The sequence below is a fragment of the Truepera radiovictrix DSM 17093 genome (genome assembly GCF_000092425.1).
Lineage (GTDB): Bacteria > Deinococcota > Deinococci > Deinococcales > Trueperaceae > Truepera > Truepera radiovictrix.
Map to the genome: position 1 here is coordinate 66,387 of NC_014221.1, position 18,614 is coordinate 85,000.

Below are 18,614 nucleotides of genomic sequence, written 5' to 3' on the forward strand. Positions count from 1 at the left end.
AGGGGGAGGGTGATGCGACTTTACACCGCTGCGGAGACCGCGCGGAGGCTGCCCTACCCGGCGCTCGCCGAGCGCCTCCGCGAGGCGCTCCTGGAGCGGGCGCGCGCCCAGGTGCCGGAGCGCCTCGCGGTACCCTTGGCAGCACGGGGCGTGCTCCTAGCGATGCCCGCCGCCGACCCCGAGCTGGCGATGACGAAGCTCGTCACCGTGCACCCCGACAACGCCGCGCAGGGGTTGCCGACCATCCAGGGGGAGGTCGTGGCGCTGGACGCGCGCACGGGGGTGCGGCTCGGCGTCCTCGACGGCGCTACCGTGACGGGGCGGCGCACGGCGGCGCTCTCGCTGCTGGCCGCGCAGACGCTCGCGCCGGAGCCCGATGGGGCGCTCCTCGTCGTCGGGGCGGGGGTGCAGGCGCGCGCGCACCTAGAGGCGTTTCGGGCGGGGTTGGGGACAGAGCGGGTGCTCGTCGCCTCGAGGACGCAGGAACGCGCCGAAGCGCTCGCGGCGCACGCGCGCAGCTTAGGCATGGCAGCAGAAGTTATTCGCGACCCCCACGACGCGCTCGGCCGCGTCTCGCTCATCGTCACCGCGACCACCAGCGCACGCCCCGTGCTGCGCGCGCCGCTGCCCGAACGGGCGATGGTCTGCGCGGTCGGCGCCTTTCGGCCCGAGATGGCCGAGCTGTCACCCGAGCTGATCGCGGGGGCGAGCGTCGTGGTGGACACGCTGGAGGGGGCGCGGAGCGAGGCGGGCGACCTCATCCAAGCGGCTGCGGCGGGCCTCTGGGGGTGGGAGCGGGCGACGCCTTTAGAGGCACTGCTCGCCGGGGAGGCGCATCCCTTACCGGGACCCCTCGTCTTTAAGAGCGTCGGCCACGCCCTGTTTGACCTCGCGGCGTGCCACCTGGCGTTCGGGCGCTGACGCCTCGGCGCTCGGTCTGGCCGCAGCGCGCTAGGTGTGGTAGTCCGCGTTGATCGTGACGTACTCGGCTGAGAGGTCGCACCCCCACGCCTCGCCCGTGCCGCTGCCCGCGGCGAGGTCGAGCTCGAGCACGAGCTCCTCGGCGTCCATCTTGCGCGACACCGCGGCGGCGTCGAAGGGCGCGGGAGCCCCCGCGTAGACGCTCACGCCCTGCACGCGGAGGCTGAGGCGCGGCAGCGCAAGCGGCACCCCCGAGGCCCCGACCGCGCTCAGGACGCGCCCCCAGTTGGGGTCGCAGCCGTGCGCGGCAGCTTTGACGAGCGGGCTCACGACGACCGCCCGCGCCGCGCGGCGCGCCTCGGCGTCGCTGCTGGCGCCCGTGACCCGCACGCAGAGCAGCTTCGTCGCCCCCTCGCCGTCGCGCGCGATGCGTTTGGCGAGCTCCCGCGCGACCCGCCTCAGCGCCTCGGCGAAGGCGGCCTCACGCACCGCGACGCGGGGGTTGGCCAGCAAAAAGGCCATGTCGTTGGGGGAGGTGTCGCCGTCGACGCTGATCTGGTTAAAGCTCTGTGCGACGACCTCCGGCCAGAGCGCCCGCAGCGCCCCCTGGGGGAGGTCGGCGTCGGTCATCACGAAGGCGAACATGGTCGCCATGTTCGGGTGGATCATCCCCGAACCCTTGGCGACCCCCACGATGCGCGCGCCACCCTCGAGGCGCGCTTCGGCGACCTTGGGCACCAGGTCGGTCGTCAGGATGGCCTGCGCGAGGCCCGCCGCGTCGTCCGTGAGCGCTGCGGCCAACCGGGGGAGGGCCGCAGTCAACTTGTCGACCGGCAGCGGCTCCCCGATGACGCCCGTGCTGGCCGTGAGCACCTCGTCGGGCGCGACCCCGAGCGCCGCCGCGGCAGCCGCGGCGAAGGCGCCGTTGGCGCGCGCCCCCGCCTCGCCGGTCGCGCAGTTGGCGTTGCCGCTATTGATGGCGACGGCGCGCACCGCCCGCTCGCCGGTGAAGAGCGCGCGGTTGCGCACCACGCAGGCGGCTTGGAGGGTGTTGGTGGTGGCCGCGAGCGCCCACCGCAGGGGCGCGTCGGCGGCGATGAGCGCGCAGTCTGGGCGGCCCGAGGCCTTGATCCCCGCCGCGAGCGCGGCGGTGCGAAAGCCCCGGGGCAGCTTTAGGGTCGCGTTCACGGCCACACCCCCTGGGTAAAGAGCCCGAGCGTCTCGCCGAACCCGTGGGCGGCGTTAAACGCCTGAACCGCCCCGCCGGCCGCCCCCTTGCCGAGGTTGTCGAGCGCGGCGAACGCCGTCACGGTGCCGCTGCGCTTATCGTAGCGGACGCTCACGAGGGTGCGGTCGCTCCCCGACACGGCCTTTGTCTGCGGCAAGTCCTCCTGCACCGTGACGAGCGGTTCGCCGCGGTAAAAGTCCTCGTAGCGCTCGAGCAGCGCCGCGGTGCTGAGCCCCGCGGCCTCCGGGTGCTCCGGGTCGGGGCGCACCGTGCAGGTCGCCAGGATGCCGCGCGTCATCGGCACCAGGTGCGGGGTAAAGCTCACGGTGGGTCTGGCAAAATCCCCGCGCGTCTTCACCTGCCGGCCAAACGCGGCGACGCGCCCGAGGGTGTCCTCGAGCTCGGCGGTGTGGCGGTGCGTCCCCCCGGCCTTGTAGGGCCGGGCGTTCTCGTTGAGTTCGGGGAAGTGAAACCCTAAAGCGGCGCTCCGGCCCGCCCCCGAGACCCCCGTGAGGACGTTTACGGTGACGTGCTCGCCCAAGAGCCCGTGCAGCGCCAGTGGGGCCAGGGCCAGGTTGCCGGCCGTGCAGTTGCACCCCGGCACGGCGACCAGCTCGGCCCCCCGGAGCTCCTCGCGGTGGAGTTCGGTCAGCCCGTAGACCGCGCGCGCGCACCCCTCGGGGTAGGGGTGCGGGCCGTACCACGCCGCGTAGTCTTTGGGCGCTAGGCGAAAGTCGGCGGAGAGGTCGACGACGCGCTTGCCCGCCGCCAGCGCCCGTTGGACGAAAGGCGCGGTCTCGCCGTGCGGGGTCGCGCAGAAGAGCACGTCGCACCCCGCGATGACCGCCTCGGCGTCCTCGAAAGCGGGCAGCGCCGCCCCGGCGAGCTGCGGCCAGCAGGCCGCGACCGCTTGGCCCGCGAACTGCCGGCTGGCGAGCCCGGAGACCGTGACGAAAGGGTGGGTCACGAGGCGCCGCAGCAGCTCCGCCCCGCCGTAGCCGCTGGCACCCAACACCCCGACCTTGAGCCGCGTCATCCGTCCCGCATAAGCTGGAACAAGATGGCTTTGTGCGCGTGGAGGCGGTTCTCGGCCTGGTCGAAGACGCGGCTGCGGGGGCTATAGACGACCTCCTCGGTGACCTCCTCGCCGTAGTGCGCGGGCAGGTCGTGCATAAAGATGCCCCGCTCCGAGAGCCCGTCTAACCACTCGAGCGTCACCGTGTAGCCCCGAAACGCCTCGCGGCGGCGCACCGCCTCCTCCTCCTGACCCATCGAGATCCACACGTCGGTGTACAGCACGTCGGCGCCCTCGGCCGCCTCGCGCGGGTCGCGGACGAGGGTGATGTCGGCGCCTCTAGCGCGCGCTGCGGCGAGCACCTCCGCGTCCGGCTCGAACCCCTCGGGGCAGGCGACCGTGAGGCTCGTACCGGTGAGCGCGGCGGCGTTTAGGTGCGAGTTGCAGACGTTGTTGCCGTCGCCCACGAAGGCGATCTTGAGGCCCTCGAGGTCGCCGAAGGTCTCCTTGAGGGTGAGGTAGTCGGCGGTGAGCTGGCAGGGGTGCAGGAGGTCGGAGAGCCCGTTGATGACGGGCACGCCGGCGTGTTCGGCGAGCTCTAAAAGCGTCCCGTGCCCGTAGGTGCGCGCCATGATGCCCTGGGTCCAGCGCTCTAGGTTGTGCGCGACGTCCTTGATGGTCTCGCGCACGCCCCAACCGATATAGTTCTGGCTCAAGAGCACCGAGTGCCCGCCGAGCTGATACATGGCGATGTCAAACGTCGAGCGCGTCCGCAGGGACTGCTTCTCGAAGATCATGGCGAGCGTCTGGTGCTTTAAGAGGGCGGGGCGCTCGCCCGCCTGCCAACCCCTTTTCAGCTCTAAAGCGCTCGTTAAGAGCCCCGTGAACTCGTCGCGGGTGAGGTCGCTGAGCGCGAGCAGGTCGCGCCCCCGTAAGCTCTCGATGATGGTGGGTGAAGACATAAGCACGTCCTACGGTGTGGGGTGGGGCTCGCGGCAGGGCTTGTGAGATGGAGGTGCTACCCGCGGCGCCCTCGGCCTTCTGGACTCGAGCCCGGAGCGATACTATATGCAACAGCCTGTATAGCGCAAGCGCTACAGCCCCAGCAGACCGAGGTACCACGCCGCGAGCGCGTCCCCGAAGAGGAGCGCCGCGAGCGTCCCGAGCACCAGGTAGGGGCCGAAGGGGACGACGCGCGCGCCGCCGAAAGCGCGCCCCGCCGCGCCGCCCACCGCCCCCAGCACGAACGCAAGGAGCAGGCCGACGAGGAGGTTCTGAGGTCCTAAAAGCGCCCCCAAGACGGCGGCGAGCTTGACGTCGCCGAAGCCCATCGCGACGGGTTCGTCGGGGCCTTCGGCGGTGTTCTCGGCGGCGCCTTCGGTGGTGCCTTCGGTGGCGGTGTCACCGACGATGGCTCTGGCGACGTTGGGGGCGTCCCCAGCCGTCTCGGCGCCGGGATGCGCCGCGCGCACGGGCGCCTCGCGCCCCCCCCAGTCGTGCAGCCACCAGTAGAGGGCGCCCAAGATGGCGACGGCCCCGGCCGCACCGAGCGTACCGACGGCGGCCCCCAGGGGGGAGATGATCGGCGAGAGGGGCGAGGCGAGCAGCGCCGCCGCCCACAGCGCGTAAAGGGGGCCCTCCGAGAGCCGCAGGGTGCGGCGCAGCGCGAGGTTGAGCGCGAGCGACAGCGCCGCCGCCGCGAGCCCGGCAGCGAGCCCCCCGACCGCGCCCCCGAGGGCCGCGACGTTCACCTGGTCCATCCCGAGCGCCCCAAGCGGTTGAGCAGGGCGAGCCCCCCGGCGCCCAGCACGCTGCCCAAGAGCGCCCCGCGCGGGTCCGGTAGGCCGCTCCCCGGCGCGTACGCGAAGCTGCCCACGAGGGCGACGGCGAGCGCGGGCAGCGTCAGCGCGTCGGGCAGGGTGTGCGTGTCGAGGTCGATGAGCGACAGGATGACGAGGAGCGCAAAGAGGGCCAACAGCGGCAGGGCGGTAAGGCCGTAGCGCTCCGGCGGGTAGCGGGCGGCGAGGCCGGCGAAACCGAGCGCCATGAGGAGCTCGACGAGTGGGTAGCGCGCGGAGACCGCCCCGCGGCAACCGCGGCAGCGGCCGCTCAGGAGCGCCCACGACACCACCGGGACGAGCTCGAGCGCCCCTAAGGCGCGGCCACAGTGCGGGCAGTGCGACCCCGGCCAGACCACCGACGCACCCCGCGGCAGCCGGTAGACGACGACGTTGGCGAACGAGCCGATAAGCGCCCCCAAAAGGCCCGCGCTAAGGGTCCACAGCATCACGGGGGGAGTATACGGGGCCCCTAAGGGGCAGCGCGTGCGATTTTCGGCAGCGTGCGTTTGGTGAAAGGAGGCTAGCGACGCCGCGGATGACTTCTCATAGCGGCCTTGGTAGACTGCCGGTCATGACAGGTCTTTTCCCCCGCCCCCGCAGGGTCGCCGCCGCGCTCCTCGTCGCCCTCGCGCTCGCGCCCTTCGGGATGGCGCAGCAGCCCCTTAGCATCGCCTTTATCCGCACCGCCGAGGTGCTCGCCGCGCACCCCGCGGGCCAACAGGCCGCGCAGCTCACCGAGCGGGCGCGCGCCGAACTCGAGGAGATCGCTGCGACCTTGCAGCCCCTCTTGGCGCGCTTTAACGCGGGCGAACAGCTCACCGCCGAGGAGCGCGACACCCTCGAGCTCTCGCAGCGCACCTACCAGGAGACCCAAGCGCGCTACCAAGAGGAGATCCAGGCGGCGGCGCGGCCCGCCGAGGAGGCCATCGACGCCATTATCCGGCAGATCGCCGAGGAGAACGGTTACACCTTGGTCTTTAACCGCGAGGTCGCGGCGGCGTCGCAGCTCATCGTCTACGGTGCTGAGAGCGTCCCCGACATCACCGAAGAGGTCATCGCGCGCATTCGGGCCGAAACGGGCGGCGCAGCGCCGGCGGGGGAGAACTGACCTAAACGACCTAAAGGCGCGGGCGTCACCTCGCGTCACACGACGCACTGCGAGCCTCGGGCCGGTCCACCGGTTTACCAGAGGCCAGGCCGCCTCGCTAGCTTTCAGGGGCGTCCGTTTCGCGCCCGAGCTCCCTTAAAAACGCCCTGTCGGCCTCTGTCAGCGCCGCCCGTTCCAGCAGCTCCGGGCGGCGCTTTAGCGTGCGCTCCAAAGCCCTCTCGCGGCGCCAGCGCGCGACGTTAGCGTGGTGGCCACTTAGCAGCACCTCGGGGACGCGCTGGCCCTCCCACTCGAGCGGCCGCGTGTACTCGGGGTAGTCGAGAAGCCCCGTGGTAAACGAGTCCTGCGCGAAGCTCTCGGCGTCGCCCAAGACGCCGGGTAAGAGCCTGGCGGTCGCCTCGATGAGGGCGAGCGCGGCGACCTCGCCCCCCATCATGACGAAGTCGCCCACGCTGACCTCGCGCGTCACGAGCGTCTCGACGCGCGCGTCGAAGCCCTCGTAGCGGCCCGACAGCAAGCAGAGGTGTCCCTTGGCGGCGAGCGTCTCGGCGAGCGGTTGCGTCAGGGGTTCACCCGCCGGTGTGAGCAGGATGACCTCGTCTGGGGCGCTCACCTCGCGCACCGCGGCGAGCGCCCGCGCGGCGACGTCGACGCGGATGACCATCCCCGCGCCGCCCCCGTAGGGGGTGTCGTCGACGCGGCGGTGCTTGTTCCCCGCGTGCTCGCGCAGGTCGCGGATGTCGAAGGAGATGCGCCCGGATCTCACCGCGCGGCCGAGGAGCGCCTCCTCGGTCCAGGGGCGGATGAGCTGCGGGAAGAGGGTGAGGACCGTGTAGTGCATCGTTGCGCGTGGTGCTATGGGTGTACGCGGAGCGGCGTAGGGGGAGGTCCGTGCGCTCTAAGGCTCCAACAGCCCCTCGGGGGGATTGGTGAGCTGCACGTGCGTCTCATGGAGGTGCACGTAGTCGGCCTGGAGCGGGATGAGGTGCTCGCTCTCCCCGGTGTCGACGACGAGAAGGTCTTGCCCGAGGGCCGTGGCCTTCGGGATCACCTCGACGACCTCGCCGATGACCTCGCCGCCGAGCCGTACGGGAAGCCCCAGAAGGAGGTCGACATAAAACCCCGTCTCGAGCTCCGGCAAGGCCGCCCTGGGGGCGTAGACGTCGGCGTTGACGAGCGCCTTGGCGGCTTGGGGGGTGTCGACGCCCACGAAGTAGACGATCTGCTGCGCACCTACCGGCCGCACCCGCGCGAGCGCGCGCTCCCCGAACCCCGCGACGAAAACGCGCTGCAACGCCGCTATGGCGGCGGCTTCGGCCTCGCCGAGGGCGTAGAAGCGGAGTCCCCCCTGAAGCTGGAAGGTTTTACCCAGGGTGCCGAGCAGCACCGACCCTTCGGGTGGCGCGAGGGCCATGCTCTAAGCGTCGACGAGCTGGACTTCGACGCGTTCGTGACCCTCGGCGGCGGCTCGGGCGAGCGTGCGGATGCTGTTAATCGTGCGACCGCCGCGGCCGATGATGCGCCCCGCGTCCCCTTTGGCGCAGCGGATGTTGATGGTGAGCCCGCGGCCCCCCTCGCGCGCCTCAACCTCGAGCCGGTCGGGGTCGGCGACCAAGTTTTGGGCGATATAGGTGACCAGTTCGACGACCATACGACCTCACAGAGCGCCCCCGCGTGCCCCACGGGCTTGCCGCTAGAGCCTGCTGCGCGGGCCTAGAAGCCCCTTACGCCTGGGCTTGGGCGGCTTGGGTGCGAGCAGCGTAGGCCTTGCCGCGTTTGACGTCGACGTTACCGGCGTCGACCCCGGCGCGCTCGAGCAGCTTGAGGGCGGTGTCGGTCGGCTGCGCACCCTGCGAAAGCCAGTACTGCGCGCGCTCGGCGTTGACCTTAAGGGGCTCGGCGACCGTCTCGCGCGGGTCGTAGTACCCTAGCGACTCGATGTAGGCGCTGTTGCGACGTTTGCGGGCGTCGACGACCACGATGCGGTAGTGGGGGTTTTTCTTCGCGCCGAGGCGCATCAGGCGGATTTTAACCATCATCACTCTCTCTCTGTTAGCTGGTACTAACCTAGGCATCAGCCCAGCTTCGCTAGGCAACCTTTTCATCCTACACGATGCTGGCCGTTGCTGACTAGTGTGGGCGCACGTGAGGTTAGCGCCCGAGCCCGCGGCCCGGCAGCCCGCGCCCCGGCGGGCGCCGACCGAGCTGCTTCATGACCTTTTTCATCTGCTCGTAGTTTTTCATCAAGCGGTTGACGTCTTGCACGCTGGTGCCCGAGCCCGCCGCGATGCGTTTGCGGCGGCTGGCGTTGAGCAGCTTCGGTTGGCGGCGCTCGCGCTCGGTCATCGAGGAGATGATCGCCTCGATGCGGGCGATTTCGCGTTCGTCGATCTCCGCGCCGGGGGGGAGGAGCCGGCTGGCGCCGGGGATCATCTTCAGGATCTCGGTAAACGACCCCATCCGCTTGATCTTCTGCATCTGCGTGAGCATGTCCTGCAGCGAGAAGTCTTTGAGGGTCGCGGCTGCGTCCGCTTCGTCGTCACCCTCTAGGGCCTTGGCCTTTTCGATCAGCGTCAGCACGTCGCCCATGCCGAGGATGCGGCCGGCGATGCGGTCGGGGTGAAACGCCTCCAGACCGTCGATCTTTTCGCTCATCCCGGCGAAGTAGATCGGTTTGCCGGTGACGTGCCGCGCCGACAGCGCCGCCCCGCCACGCGCGTCCCCGTCGAGCTTGGTCATGATCAAACCGGTGACGCCGACGCGCTCGTCGAAGGTCTTGGCCACGGGGAGCGACTGCTGGCCGGTCATGGCGTCGATGACGAGCATCGTCTCGCTGGGTGAGAGCTCCGCTTTAAGCTCGGCGACGGCGTCCATCAGGGCTTCGTCGATCTGCAGCCGCCCCGCCGTGTCGACGATCACGAGGTCGTGGTAGGTGGTGCGCAACACCTCCTGCAACCGCGCCCGGGTACGTGCGGGCGTCTCGTGGTCCTCGACCTCCAAGACGGGGACGCCGATCTGCTTGCCGAGCACGCGCAGCTGCTCGCGCGCCGCGGGGCGTTGGGTGTCGGCAGCGACCAGCAGCGGTCTGCGCCCCTGCGCTTTGTACTTGTAGGCGAGTTTGCCCGCGGTGGTCGTCTTCCCGGCCCCTTGCAAGCCGAGGAGCAGCCACACGTTGGCGTCGTTTTTAAGGCTGGGTTGCGCGGTTTTGCCCCCCAGCAGCTCGACGAGTTCGTCGTGCACGATGGCGATCACCCGCTGATCGGGTTGCAGCGACATGAGCGTCTCGGAGCCGACCGCTTTTTCCTGCACGCGTTTGGTAAAGTCGCGGGCGACCTCCAACGAGACGTCGGCCTCGAGGAGGGCGACGCGCACCTCGCGCAGCGCCGCGCGCACCTCGTCTTCGGTCAACCTGCCGCGCCCGCGTAGGGAATCGAACACTCCCTGTAATCTGTCGCCTAAGCTTTCAAACATCGTCGCGCCTCCAAAGCTTCACGCTATCCCACGCGCTAGGGCGGGTCAAGGGAAGAGGATGCAGCGGCCCGGCTTTCATCGCTTTCAGCACCTACAAACCTAACGGTTTCGGGGCTGCGCTACACTGGGTCTATGGGGAACGCGAAACGGGTCCGAAGCGGTGTCGTCGCGCTCGCGCTCGCCCTCGCGCCGGTGGGGTGGGGGCAGGAGGTGAGCGCCGCGGCGCAGGCGCTCGCTGCGGCGCAGCGGGCGGTCGCCGAGGCGCGGGCGACCTACCAGGGCGCGCCGACCTTCGACCGCCCGCTGTGGCGCGAGGCGGTGCGCCAGGGGGAGGCGGCGCGCGCGCTCGAGCCGCACAACCCGGAGGTGCTTCGCTTCCTCGCCGAGACCTACAGCACGCTGTCGTGGGACGTGCGCGCGTGGGACGCTTGGGAAGCGCTGCTGCAAGCTGGCGGTGAGCTCAGCGCCGACGACCTCGCGCAGATGTTCGCCGCCGGGCGCGAGCTCGGTTACGCCCGCTACACCGCCGGGGAGCTCGCGGCGGCCGAGACGGTCTTTAGCCGTATGGTGCAGCTCGACCCCGAAAACGTCGACGCGCTCACCTGGCTCGGTCGCATCGCCCTAGAGCGCGGCGACTCGGTCGCGGCGCGGGCGCACTGGGCGCGCGTGCTCGAGCTGCGGCCGAACGACCCCACGGCGCGCTACTACCTCGGGCGCAGCGAGCAGCAGCTCGCTTTCGGCGCGGAGGCGAGCGGCGCCTTTCACGAGGGGCTGGCGGCCTACGACGGGGGCGACCTCGAGGGGGCGCTCGCGGCCTTTACGCGCGCCGCCGAGGCCAACGCCGACTTTGAAGAGGCGTTCGTCTGGGCGGCGCGCACGGCGCTCGAGGCGGGCCAGCCGGAGGTCGCTCAACGCTACGCCGAGGCGCTGCTAGCGCGCGACCCCGAGCACGAGCGGGCGGGGTTTTTCATGCAGCAGATCGCGCTGCAAAGGACGTGGGGGGCGGAGGCGGGGAGCGCCTTTTTGGAGGGCCAAGGGCTCTACAGCCAAGGGCGCGTCGCGGAGGCCGCCGAGCGCTTTGCCGCTGCCAGCGACGCTAACACGCAGTTTTTGGAGGCCGCGACCTGGGCCGCTCGCAGCTACCAGGAGACGGGTCAGGCGGCGCGCGCCGCGACCTACTGGGAGCGCGTCGTGGCGCTCTCGCCCGACGACGCGCGCGCGCGCTTTTTCCTCGAGGAGGCGCGGGCGCAGAGCGGGGTGGCGCCGGCGGCGGTGAGCGCCTTTAACCGCGGGTTGCGCGCCTACGCAGACGCCGACCTAGCGGCCGCCGAGGCCGCCTTCGCCGAGGCGACCCGCGAGGACCCCGCCTACGCCGAGGCGTGGGGGTGGCTCGGACGGCTCGCCTTCGAGGGGGGGCGTTACGCCGAAGCGGCGGCGGCGTACGCGCAGGCCTCAGCGCTCGAGCCCGCCGACGAGACCTACGCCTTTTTCGCCGCCGAAGCGCGGCGGCTCGCCGAACGGTAAGGGCGCAGCGCCCCGCCGATGACGCCGACGGCGCGGCCACGACGTCGTTGGGGGCTCCGCGTGGCGGCCTATGTGATCGTGGGGGTGGCGCTCGGGTGGGTGGGGTGGTCGACGCTCCGGCCCGAACGGCCGTCGCCCGCGGCCGGTACCTTCCGCACCTACCGCGTCTACTTTGTGCGCGACGCTGGGACGTACTTGACGCTCGAGCCCGTTAGGCGGAGCGCGCCGCTAAGCGCAGCGGATGACGAGGCCGTGCTGGGGGCTGCGCTCTTAGCGCTACGCGACGGGCCGACCGGGGCCGAGCGCGCGCGGGGGCTGAGCAGCGCCTTTCCACCCGACGCGCGCGTGCGCGCGCTGCGGGTGACGGGGGACGAGGTCGCGGTCGACCTCAGCGCCGCCTTCGCGGCGGGCGGCGGCACCGCCCTCATGCAGGGGCGGCTTTTTCAGCTGCTCTACACGCTGAGTGACCCTGCAACGGTGACGCGCGTCCGGGTGGCTATCGAGGGGGAGCCCGTGCGCAGCTTTAGCGGCGAGGGCATCTTGCTCGAGCAGCCCTGGCGGCGGCCTGCGGGCGGGCTGCCGCGCTGGTAAGGGGGGCGCGAGCGCGCTGTGAAGGGCGTGAGAGAGCCTTTAACGCGCCTTGGCTGACTCCCCAAAAAGCCTTTACACGCACCCCCAAGGGTGCGTGTTAGACTTCCTAGCGGTTTTGGTGGCTGGTCTCGTCAGGATGGTGCGCCCGACAGGATTCGAACCTGTGACCTTTCGCTCCGGAGGCGAACGCTCTATCCGGCTGAGCTACGGGCGCGTGAGCGTAGGGCGTGGCCCTGGCGCCCACTATACCGCGAAACCCCGCGAGATGCTAGCGCTGCCCGACATCGTCGGCTGACATCGTTAGCTGGCGTCGCTCGCCGACCTCGTTAGCCGTCACCGCGAGCTGACGTGGCGGCGCGCGGGCGCTCGCGGCAGCGCTCTGCGGCGCGCGTTTTACGGGCGCTGCGCCGATGTTGCCAAGTGTTTGGCCACGACGTCAGGGAGCATCCGAGCCCCTGGCGCAGGAGGTTATCAAGAGGATGAGGCTTAGCAAACAGACGAACACGGTTATCCTGTGGCTCATCGCCATCGCGCTCCTGGTCAGCATGGTGATCGCCTTTACCCCCGGGACGCTCTTCGGGGGGGCGCAGCCGCAGCAGGCGGAGGCGGCCCTGCTCGTCAACGGCCAACCGATCCGCACGGTCGACGTCGCCCGCTTCGAGGCGACCCCGCCCTTTAACGCCGTTCAGGAGGGCCCTGCGGCCGAGGACCTCGAGCAGGTGCTGCTCGACGAGCTCATCGACCAGGAGCTCTTGAGGCAAGCCGCCTCGCGCGTCAACGTCTCGAATGCCGAGGTGCGCGCGCGCGTCAACGCGTTTCGCGAGGAGCAGGGGGTCGCCGGCAGCGCCAACGACCGCGCCTACCTCGACCTCATCGGCAGCGCCGGTTACACCGACGAGAGCTTTCGCGCCCTGATGCGCGAGCAGCTCCAGCGCGAGCGCTACTTAGAGAGCGTTGCGGGCGACCTCGAGGTCACCGACGAGGAGGTGCGGGCCCACTTCGAGGCGAACCGGGACGTCTACCAGAGCGAACCGCGCATCGTCGCGCGCCAGCTCGTCGTCACCGACGAGGGGCTCGCCAACGACCTCTACGCGCGCGCGCTCGCCGGCGAGGACTTCGCGGCGCTCGCTCGCGAACACTCGACCGAACGTGCCGAGCAGGGGGGCGCTCTCGGGGCGGCCGAAGGGGAGAGCGACCCGCGACCCGTGACCCGCGTCGCTCTGCCGACGGCTGTGGCCGACGCGGCTTTCGCCCTTCAGGGAACCGGTCTCACGGAGCCCATCGAGGCCGCCGGGGCGTTCTACATCGTTTCGGTCGAGGCGTATGAACCGCCCCAACCCCGCCCCTTTGAAGAGGTGCAGGAGCAGGTGCGCGAGGACGCCCTCGCCGCCAAGGAGACCGGTGCGCAGGAGGCGGCGCTGCGCACGCTGCGCGAAGAAGCGACCATCGAGACCCCTGCGGGGAGCCCTTATGTCTACGAGAATCCGGTCGTGGCGCGCGTGGGTGACCACGAGATCCGCGCCGCCGAACTCAACCGCAACACCTACCTGAGCCCGCAGCTGCAGGGGCTCATCAGCCCGGGGTTCGCCGACGTCATCGCCGAGTCGATCAAACCGGGGGTGCTCGAGCAGCTCATCGACCGCGAGCTCGCCTACCAGGGCGCCGACGCGCTCGGGGTGCCCTTCGTGGGGTCGCGGGCGCAGGTCGCGCAGAGCGTGCTCGGTTACGTGAGCCGCGAGGCCGAGGCGAGCGACGACGAGGTGGCCCGCTACTACGAGGAGAACCAGGCGTTCTTTACGCAGCCCGCCGAGGCCGCCGTGACGCGCTTTACGTTCACCGGCGAAGCCGCGGCGGCGGCCTTTCGTGAGGCGGTCTTGGCGGAGGGGATCACGGCGGGGGAGGCGCTGCGCGAGGAGGCCGAGGCCGCTGGCGGCAGCGCCGAAAGGCTCGGCACGCTCACGCCGGGGGGGCAACCCGAAGCGATCGAGGCCGCCCTCTTCGACTTTGAGGGGGGTATGACCCCCATTGCCGGCGACGGCGGGTTGGAGATCTCCGAGGTGCTGAGCGTCGAGGTGCCGGTCGACCCCGACACGATGACGGGTGGCGCAATGACGGGTGGCGCGCTGACCGGTGGCGAGGGGGCAACTGAAAGGCAGTTCGTCGTGCTCGTCGCCGCCCGCACCCCCGAGCGCGTCCGGCCGTTAGAGGAGGTGCGCGCGCTCGTCGAACAGGCGGTTCTCAACCAGAACCGCCGGGAGCTGCAAGAGGCGTGGCTCGAGGAGCGCCGCCAGGAGACGCCGGTGGAGAACCTGCTCGTGGCCGAAGCGCCGGAGAGCGTGCAAACGGGCGGCGCGATGACGGGTGGCGAACCCCTGCAAGCGCCGCAGACGGGCGGCGCGCAGTAGAGCGAAGCCAGCGCTGAGTAGCGAGCCATGGGGGATCACCCGTGGCTCGTTGCTCGTGGCTCACAACTGCCCCTGTTCCGCCGCCCTCCTCGACCCGCCGGTTGTGTACATTGGGCTTATGCGAGCCCTTCTCAGCGTTTCCGATAAGACCGGCCTCGAGCCCTTCGCGCGCGCCCTGCAGGAATTAGGGTGCGAGCTGCTCTCGACGGGGGGGACCTACGAGCAGCTACGGGGGGCCGGGCTCAGCGTCCGGAGGGTCGCCGACGAGACCGGTTTCCCGGAGATCTTAGACGGGCGCGTAAAAACGCTGCACCCCAAGCTGCACGGTGCGCTCCTCGCGACCTCGGCGCCCGACCACGAGGCGGCGCTGCGCGCTCACGGCATCACCCCCATCGACGTGCTCGTGGTCAACCTCTACCCCTTTCGCGAGACGGTCGCCCGGGGTGCCCCCTTCGCCGAGGTGGTCGAAAACATCGATATCGGCGGCCCGGCGATGCTGCGCGCGGCGGCGAAAAACCACGCCCGCGTCTTTGCCGTGTGCGACCCCGCCGATTATCCGCGCGTGCTAGCGGCGCTGCGTTCGGGGGGGGGCGCCGGGTTGCGCCTCGAGCTCGCGCACAAGGCGTTCGCGCACACCGCCGCTTACGACGCCGCCATCGAGCGCTACCTGGCGGCGCAGCTCACCCCCCCCGACGCCCAGCCCGAAGGCCACGCGCCCGAAGCGGACGCCGCGCTGCCGCCGACCCTGACGCTGCGGCTCGAGCGCGCCCAGAGCCTGCGCTACGGCGAGAACCCGCACCAACGCGGCGCACGCTACCGCGAGGTGGGTCGGCGCGGGTGTTGGGACGAGGCGGTGCAGCGCAGCGGGGTAGCGCTCTCCTACCTCAACCTCTTCGACGCCGAGGCCGCGTGGCGCCTCGTGCACGCGTTGGGCGAGGCGCCAGCCGCTGTCATCGTCAAGCACGCCAACCCCTGCGGTGTGGCGCTGGGCGAGAGCATCGAGAGGGCGTACAGGCGGGCCTTCGAAGCCGACCCCAAGTCCGCTTTTGGCGGCGTGGTGGCGCTTAACCGCCCCGTCTCCGAGGCCCTCGCCGACGAGCTGCTGGCCAACCCCAAGGCGGACGTGCTCATCGCCCCTGCCTTCGTGCCGGGCGTCGCCGAACGTCTCGCGGCGAAGCGCAAAAACCTGCGCGTGTTGGAGGCGCCGCCCCCCAACCGCCCAGCGCGGGAGCTGCGCCCCATCGACGGCGGCTTTTTGGTGCAGGAGCCCGACACGGTGCTGCCCGAGCGCGCGGCGTGGCGCGTCGTCACCGAGCGCCAGCCGACGGACGCCGAGTGGCGCGACCTCGAGCTCGCCTGGGTGGTGTGCGCCTACACCAAAAGCAACGCCATCGTGCTCGTCAAGGATGGTCAAGCGCTCGGCATTGGCGCGGGGCAGCAGAGCCGTGTGGACGCCTCACGCATCGCCGCCCAGAAGGCCGCTGGGCGGGCCCGCGGGGGCGCCTGCGCGAGCGATGCCTTCTACCCCTTTCGCGACGGGCTCGAGGTGGCCGCGGAGGCCGGCGTCGCCGCGGTGATTCAACCCGGGGGGTCGGTGAAAGACGGCGAGCTCATCGAAGCGGCCAACGAGCTAGGCCTCGCGATGGTCATGACGGGGCGGCGGCACTTCCTACACTAGGCACTAAGCGTCCGTACCGATCCGCCGCCCGTCACCCCCTGCGCCGCGCCGACGATGGGCGCCGACCCCGGAGTGACCTTTTTCACATCCTCGGCGCGGCGCGCGCCAGCGCCGTCGGGGGCGGCCTGCTGAGCTGCCCCCCCGAGACGGGCCGGAAACTTCAGGGTATAGTGCTCTGGTCGCGCAGCGACTGCGGGGCGAACCCTCAACATCTAGCCGTGAAAAGGTGCTAACCTACAGCATATGGTACGGTATGCGGCGGTCACGGGTGCTCTGACGCGGGGCCTAGGGGTTGACGCGCCGGCGCCGCATTCCCTAAAGTGTGATGTGTAAATGTAGCAAAATGCGCAGCTTGATGGTGGCTGTACCACATCCGTAGATGAGGGGTTAGCGGGATCGAGGCCCCCAGCGCTCGCTCGGAGGTTGCTATGACCAACTTGAAAGCCGCTTCGCCCGAGGTGCTCGCCCGTTTCGACGAGCACGCGGTAGCGATCGCCAAACGCCAGTACTTCCAGCCCGGCGACGAGGACGTGCTGGGGATGTTTCGGCGCGTCGCCGCGTGGGTGGCCTCGCCGGAGGCGGAAGGGGAGCGCTCGCGCTACGAGGCGCGCTTCTATGACCTCATGGTCTCCAAGCGCTTCTGCCCCGGTGGGCGGGTGTTGGCGGGTGCCGCGACGGGTCACGGCAACGTGCTCAACTGCTTTGTTCAGGACGGCTCCCCAGAGGTCGTCGGGACGGACGCGTGGGTCATCCGGTTAGCGACCAAGCTGGCGCTCGTGACCAAAGTCGGCGGCGGCAACGGCCTCTGCCTCGACCCCCTGCCGCCCAAACGTCCCTTTACGCGGCCCGTCGGGAAGCTTTACCTGACGATCTCCCCGGCGCACCCCGACTACGCGAAGGTCAAGACCGGCACCTATATGGACCTCGTGCACGGCAAGTACACCACCAAGGGCTACCGCTGCGCGCAGTTTCTCGAGCCCGACGAGGTACCCTCGGCGCTGCACGTCACGGCGGTCGGCGACTCCGTCGAGAGCATCTGGCAGAGCGCGGGGGAGAGCGTCACCAAGCTGCTAGCGGGCGAGGACGTCCTGCTCGACCTCTCCAAGCTGCGCGCCGAAGGGACGCCCGTCAAAGGCTCGGGGGGTAACAGCAGCGGCCCATCGTCGTTTGCGGTTGAGGTGTTCGACAACTTCGCCCTCTGGGCCTCGTTGGGTGGCGCGGCGCACGCGGGGCCGGTCGCGACGCTGCGCTACATCTTCGCGCCGACGCTGCGGGTGATCCGTCAGGGTGGGACGCGGCGCGGCGCCGGGATGGCGACCCTGTCGGTCACGCACCCCGACATCGAGGACTTCATCACCTGCAAAGACCTCTCCCGCGAGCAGACAGAGGGCGACATCAGCACCTTCAATATCTCCGTGCTCGTCAGCGACGCCTTTATGGAGAGGGCCAAACGCACGCTCTCTTCGGGGGTGCTGCAAGACATCGCCGACCACGCCTGGCAGACGGGCGAACCGGGGCTCATCTTCATCGACCGCATCAACGCGTTTAACCCGATGCGGGAGAGCCTGGGGGAGATCAAGGCGACCAACCCTTGTGTGACGGCCGACACGTGGGTGCTAACGCAGCTCGGCGCCAGGAGAGTGGGCGACCTCGTCGGCAAAAAGTTCTGCGCTGTCGTCGACGGCAAAGCCTACGGTCTGACGTCGCAAGGTTTCTGGTCAACAGGTGTAAAGCCGGTGTTTAAACTTCGCACCAAGCGAGGCTTTGAACTGCGCCTTACCGGCAACCATAAGCTCAAAAAGGTGCTTCGGCAGACGCGCTACGTGCAGGACGCGGTATGGGCCGAGCTCGAGTCGCTCAAGGTGGGCGATCGCATCCTCCTAAGCAACCACCGCGGCGTAGCCCCGTGGGCGGGACCGGGTACTTTTGCCGAAGGGTGGCTCTTGGGCGCTCTTATCGGCGACGGCACCTTTGCCGAGGATAAAAGGCGCGCTTGCTTGGACTTCTGGGGCGAAAGCCGCGCCACGATGACGGAGCTTGCCACGGCGATGCTGAGGCACCTCTTTGGCGCAAACACGTCACTCTGGGTAACACAGACAGCCGAAAAAACGCGCATCGCCTCCGATGACCTCTACGAGCTCGCCGCGCGTTATGGCCTCCGGCCGGGTTACAAAACGCTCACCGATGCGCTCGAGGAGGGGAGCTTCGACCTCATCTGCGGGCTTTTGTGCGGGCTCTTCGACACCGATGGTTCGGTGCAGGGGAATCAGGACAAGGGGTTCTCGGTGCGGTTGGCACAATCGGACGCCGAGCTGCTCGTGAGGGCCCAAAGGATGCTGGCGAGGCTCGGCATCGTGAGCACGCGCTACGAAAACCGGCGCCCCGAGGGATGGCGCACCCTGCCAGACGGCAACGGGGGCAGCCGCGCGTACAGGTGTCGCGCCGAGCACGAGTTGGTGATCTCGTGCGATAACCTCGCCGTCTTTGCGGCGCTCGTGGGGTTTGAGGAACCCGCCAAACGCCAGCGGCTCACCGCGCACCTAAACGGTGAGCACAAGGCGTTAGACCGCGAGCGCTTCTCGGACGAGATCGTGTCCATCTCCCCCGACGGCGAGGAGGAGGTGTTTGATGTCACGGTCGAACACGTCCACGCCTTTGACGCCAACGGTCTGCTGGCGCACAACTGCGGCGAAATCCCCCTCTTCCCCGGCGAGCCCTGCGACCTGGGCGCGATCAACCTCGCGGCGTACGTCACCGGCGAAGGGTTGGAGAACTTCGCCTGGGACGCGTTTCGCGAGGACGTCCGCACCTGCGTGCGCTTCCTTGACAACG

17 protein-coding genes and 1 tRNA gene (1 of these 18 only partly in view) are annotated in these 18,614 nt (G+C 70.0%); 7 read left to right on the plus strand and 11 right to left on the minus strand.

The annotated features are described in order from the left end of the window. Positions 1-12: 12 nt before the first annotated feature. Positions 13-921, plus strand: a complete 909-nt coding sequence (locus TRAD_RS00310; RefSeq protein WP_013176584.1) for a delta(1)-pyrroline-2-carboxylate reductase family protein — start codon at positions 13-15, stop codon at positions 919-921. Positions 922-951: 30 nt separating this feature from the next. Here TRAD_RS00310 and argJ read toward each other — a convergent pair whose 3' ends face one another. From argJ to TRAD_RS14900, 5 genes are all read right to left on the minus strand, one after another. Beyond that, the gene (gene argJ, locus TRAD_RS00315) at positions 952-2,109 is read right to left on the minus strand and encodes a bifunctional glutamate N-acetyltransferase/amino-acid acetyltransferase ArgJ (RefSeq protein ID WP_013176585.1); all 1,158 of its coding nucleotides are present in this window, start codon (positions 2,107-2,109) and stop codon (positions 952-954) included. Then, the gene (gene argC, locus TRAD_RS00320; protein WP_013176586.1) at positions 2,106-3,185 is read right to left on the minus strand and encodes an N-acetyl-gamma-glutamyl-phosphate reductase; all 1,080 of its coding nucleotides are present in this window, start codon (positions 3,183-3,185) and stop codon (positions 2,106-2,108) included. The genes argJ and argC overlap by 4 nt, the downstream gene beginning before the upstream one ends. Beyond that, a complete protein-coding gene (gene argF / locus TRAD_RS00325; RefSeq protein WP_013176587.1) occupies positions 3,182-4,126 on the minus strand; it encodes an ornithine carbamoyltransferase in 945 nt (314 codons plus the stop codon). Before argF ends, argC begins: the two co-directional genes overlap by 4 nt. A 132-nt stretch (positions 4,127-4,258) precedes the next feature. Next, positions 4,259-4,924 carry a prepilin peptidase gene (locus TRAD_RS14895; RefSeq protein ID WP_013176588.1) on the minus strand — a complete coding sequence of 222 codons (666 nt, stop codon included), beginning with the start codon at positions 4,922-4,924 and terminating at the stop codon, positions 4,259-4,261. After that, positions 4,912-5,451 (minus strand): prepilin peptidase, encoded by a 540-nt coding sequence (locus TRAD_RS14900; RefSeq protein ID WP_013176589.1) that lies wholly within the window; start codon positions 5,449-5,451, stop codon positions 4,912-4,914. Before TRAD_RS14900 ends, TRAD_RS14895 begins: the two co-directional genes overlap by 13 nt. Positions 5,452-5,576: 125 nt before the next feature. On the opposite strand from TRAD_RS14900, the gene TRAD_RS00335 reads away from it, so the two are divergent. Then, positions 5,577-6,113 carry an OmpH/Skp family outer membrane protein gene (locus TRAD_RS00335; RefSeq protein ID WP_013176590.1) on the plus strand — a complete coding sequence of 179 codons (537 nt, stop codon included), beginning with the start codon at positions 5,577-5,579 and terminating at the stop codon, positions 6,111-6,113. A 97-nt stretch (positions 6,114-6,210) separates the two neighbouring features. Here TRAD_RS00335 and trmD read toward each other — a convergent pair whose 3' ends face one another. The 5 genes from trmD to ffh form a co-directional block, all read right to left on the minus strand. Continuing rightward, entirely contained in the window at positions 6,211-6,954 is a 744-nt protein-coding gene (trmD, locus tag TRAD_RS00340; protein WP_013176591.1) for a tRNA (guanosine(37)-N1)-methyltransferase TrmD, read from the minus strand. A gap of 57 nt (positions 6,955-7,011) precedes the next feature. Further along, positions 7,012-7,527 carry a ribosome maturation factor RimM gene (gene rimM, locus TRAD_RS00345; protein ID WP_013176592.1) on the minus strand — a complete coding sequence of 172 codons (516 nt, stop codon included), beginning with the start codon at positions 7,525-7,527 and terminating at the stop codon, positions 7,012-7,014. Between the two features lie 3 nt (positions 7,528-7,530). Then, a complete protein-coding gene (locus TRAD_RS00350) occupies positions 7,531-7,764 on the minus strand; it encodes a KH domain-containing protein (protein WP_013176593.1) in 234 nt (77 codons plus the stop codon). A 73-nt stretch (positions 7,765-7,837) separates the two neighbouring features. Continuing rightward, positions 7,838-8,149 (minus strand): 30S ribosomal protein S16, encoded by a 312-nt coding sequence (rpsP, locus tag TRAD_RS00355; RefSeq protein WP_083770893.1) that lies wholly within the window; start codon positions 8,147-8,149, stop codon positions 7,838-7,840. Positions 8,150-8,264: 115 nt separating this feature from the next. Next, positions 8,265-9,584 carry a signal recognition particle protein gene (gene ffh, locus TRAD_RS00360; RefSeq protein WP_013176595.1) on the minus strand — a complete coding sequence of 440 codons (1,320 nt, stop codon included), beginning with the start codon at positions 9,582-9,584 and terminating at the stop codon, positions 8,265-8,267. 132 nt (positions 9,585-9,716) lie between these two features. On the opposite strand from ffh, the gene TRAD_RS00365 reads away from it, so the two are divergent. Both TRAD_RS00365 and TRAD_RS14905 read left to right on the plus strand, forming a co-directional pair. Next, on the plus strand, positions 9,717-11,108 hold the full coding sequence (locus TRAD_RS00365; RefSeq protein WP_013176596.1) for a tetratricopeptide repeat protein: 1,392 nt from the start codon (positions 9,717-9,719) through the stop codon (positions 11,106-11,108). Between the two features lie 60 nt (positions 11,109-11,168). Next, positions 11,169-11,699, plus strand: a complete 531-nt coding sequence (locus TRAD_RS14905; RefSeq protein WP_013176597.1) for a GerMN domain-containing protein — start codon at positions 11,169-11,171, stop codon at positions 11,697-11,699. A 137-nt stretch (positions 11,700-11,836) separates the two neighbouring features. Here TRAD_RS14905 and TRAD_RS00375 read toward each other — a convergent pair. Next, positions 11,837-11,913: transfer RNA gene (locus TRAD_RS00375), tRNA-Arg, on the minus strand. 265 nt (positions 11,914-12,178) lie between these two features. Between TRAD_RS00375 and TRAD_RS00380 the strand changes: the two genes are divergently transcribed. The 3 genes from TRAD_RS00380 to TRAD_RS00390 all read left to right on the plus strand — a co-directional run. Next, positions 12,179-14,104, plus strand: a complete 1,926-nt coding sequence (locus tag TRAD_RS00380) for a peptidyl-prolyl cis-trans isomerase (RefSeq protein ID WP_013176598.1) — start codon at positions 12,179-12,181, stop codon at positions 14,102-14,104. Between the two features lie 118 nt (positions 14,105-14,222). Next, positions 14,223-15,782 (plus strand): bifunctional phosphoribosylaminoimidazolecarboxamide formyltransferase/IMP cyclohydrolase, encoded by a 1,560-nt coding sequence (gene purH, locus TRAD_RS00385; protein WP_013176599.1) that lies wholly within the window; start codon positions 14,223-14,225, stop codon positions 15,780-15,782. A gap of 428 nt (positions 15,783-16,210) precedes the next feature. Next, positions 16,211-18,614: the 5' portion of an intein-containing adenosylcobalamin-dependent ribonucleoside-diphosphate reductase gene (locus tag TRAD_RS00390; RefSeq protein WP_013176600.1), read on the plus strand. Its footprint extends 1,307 nt past the window's final position; the window shows 2,404 of its 3,711 coding nt (coding positions 1-2,404); the start codon lies at positions 16,211-16,213; its stop codon lies off the right edge, out of view.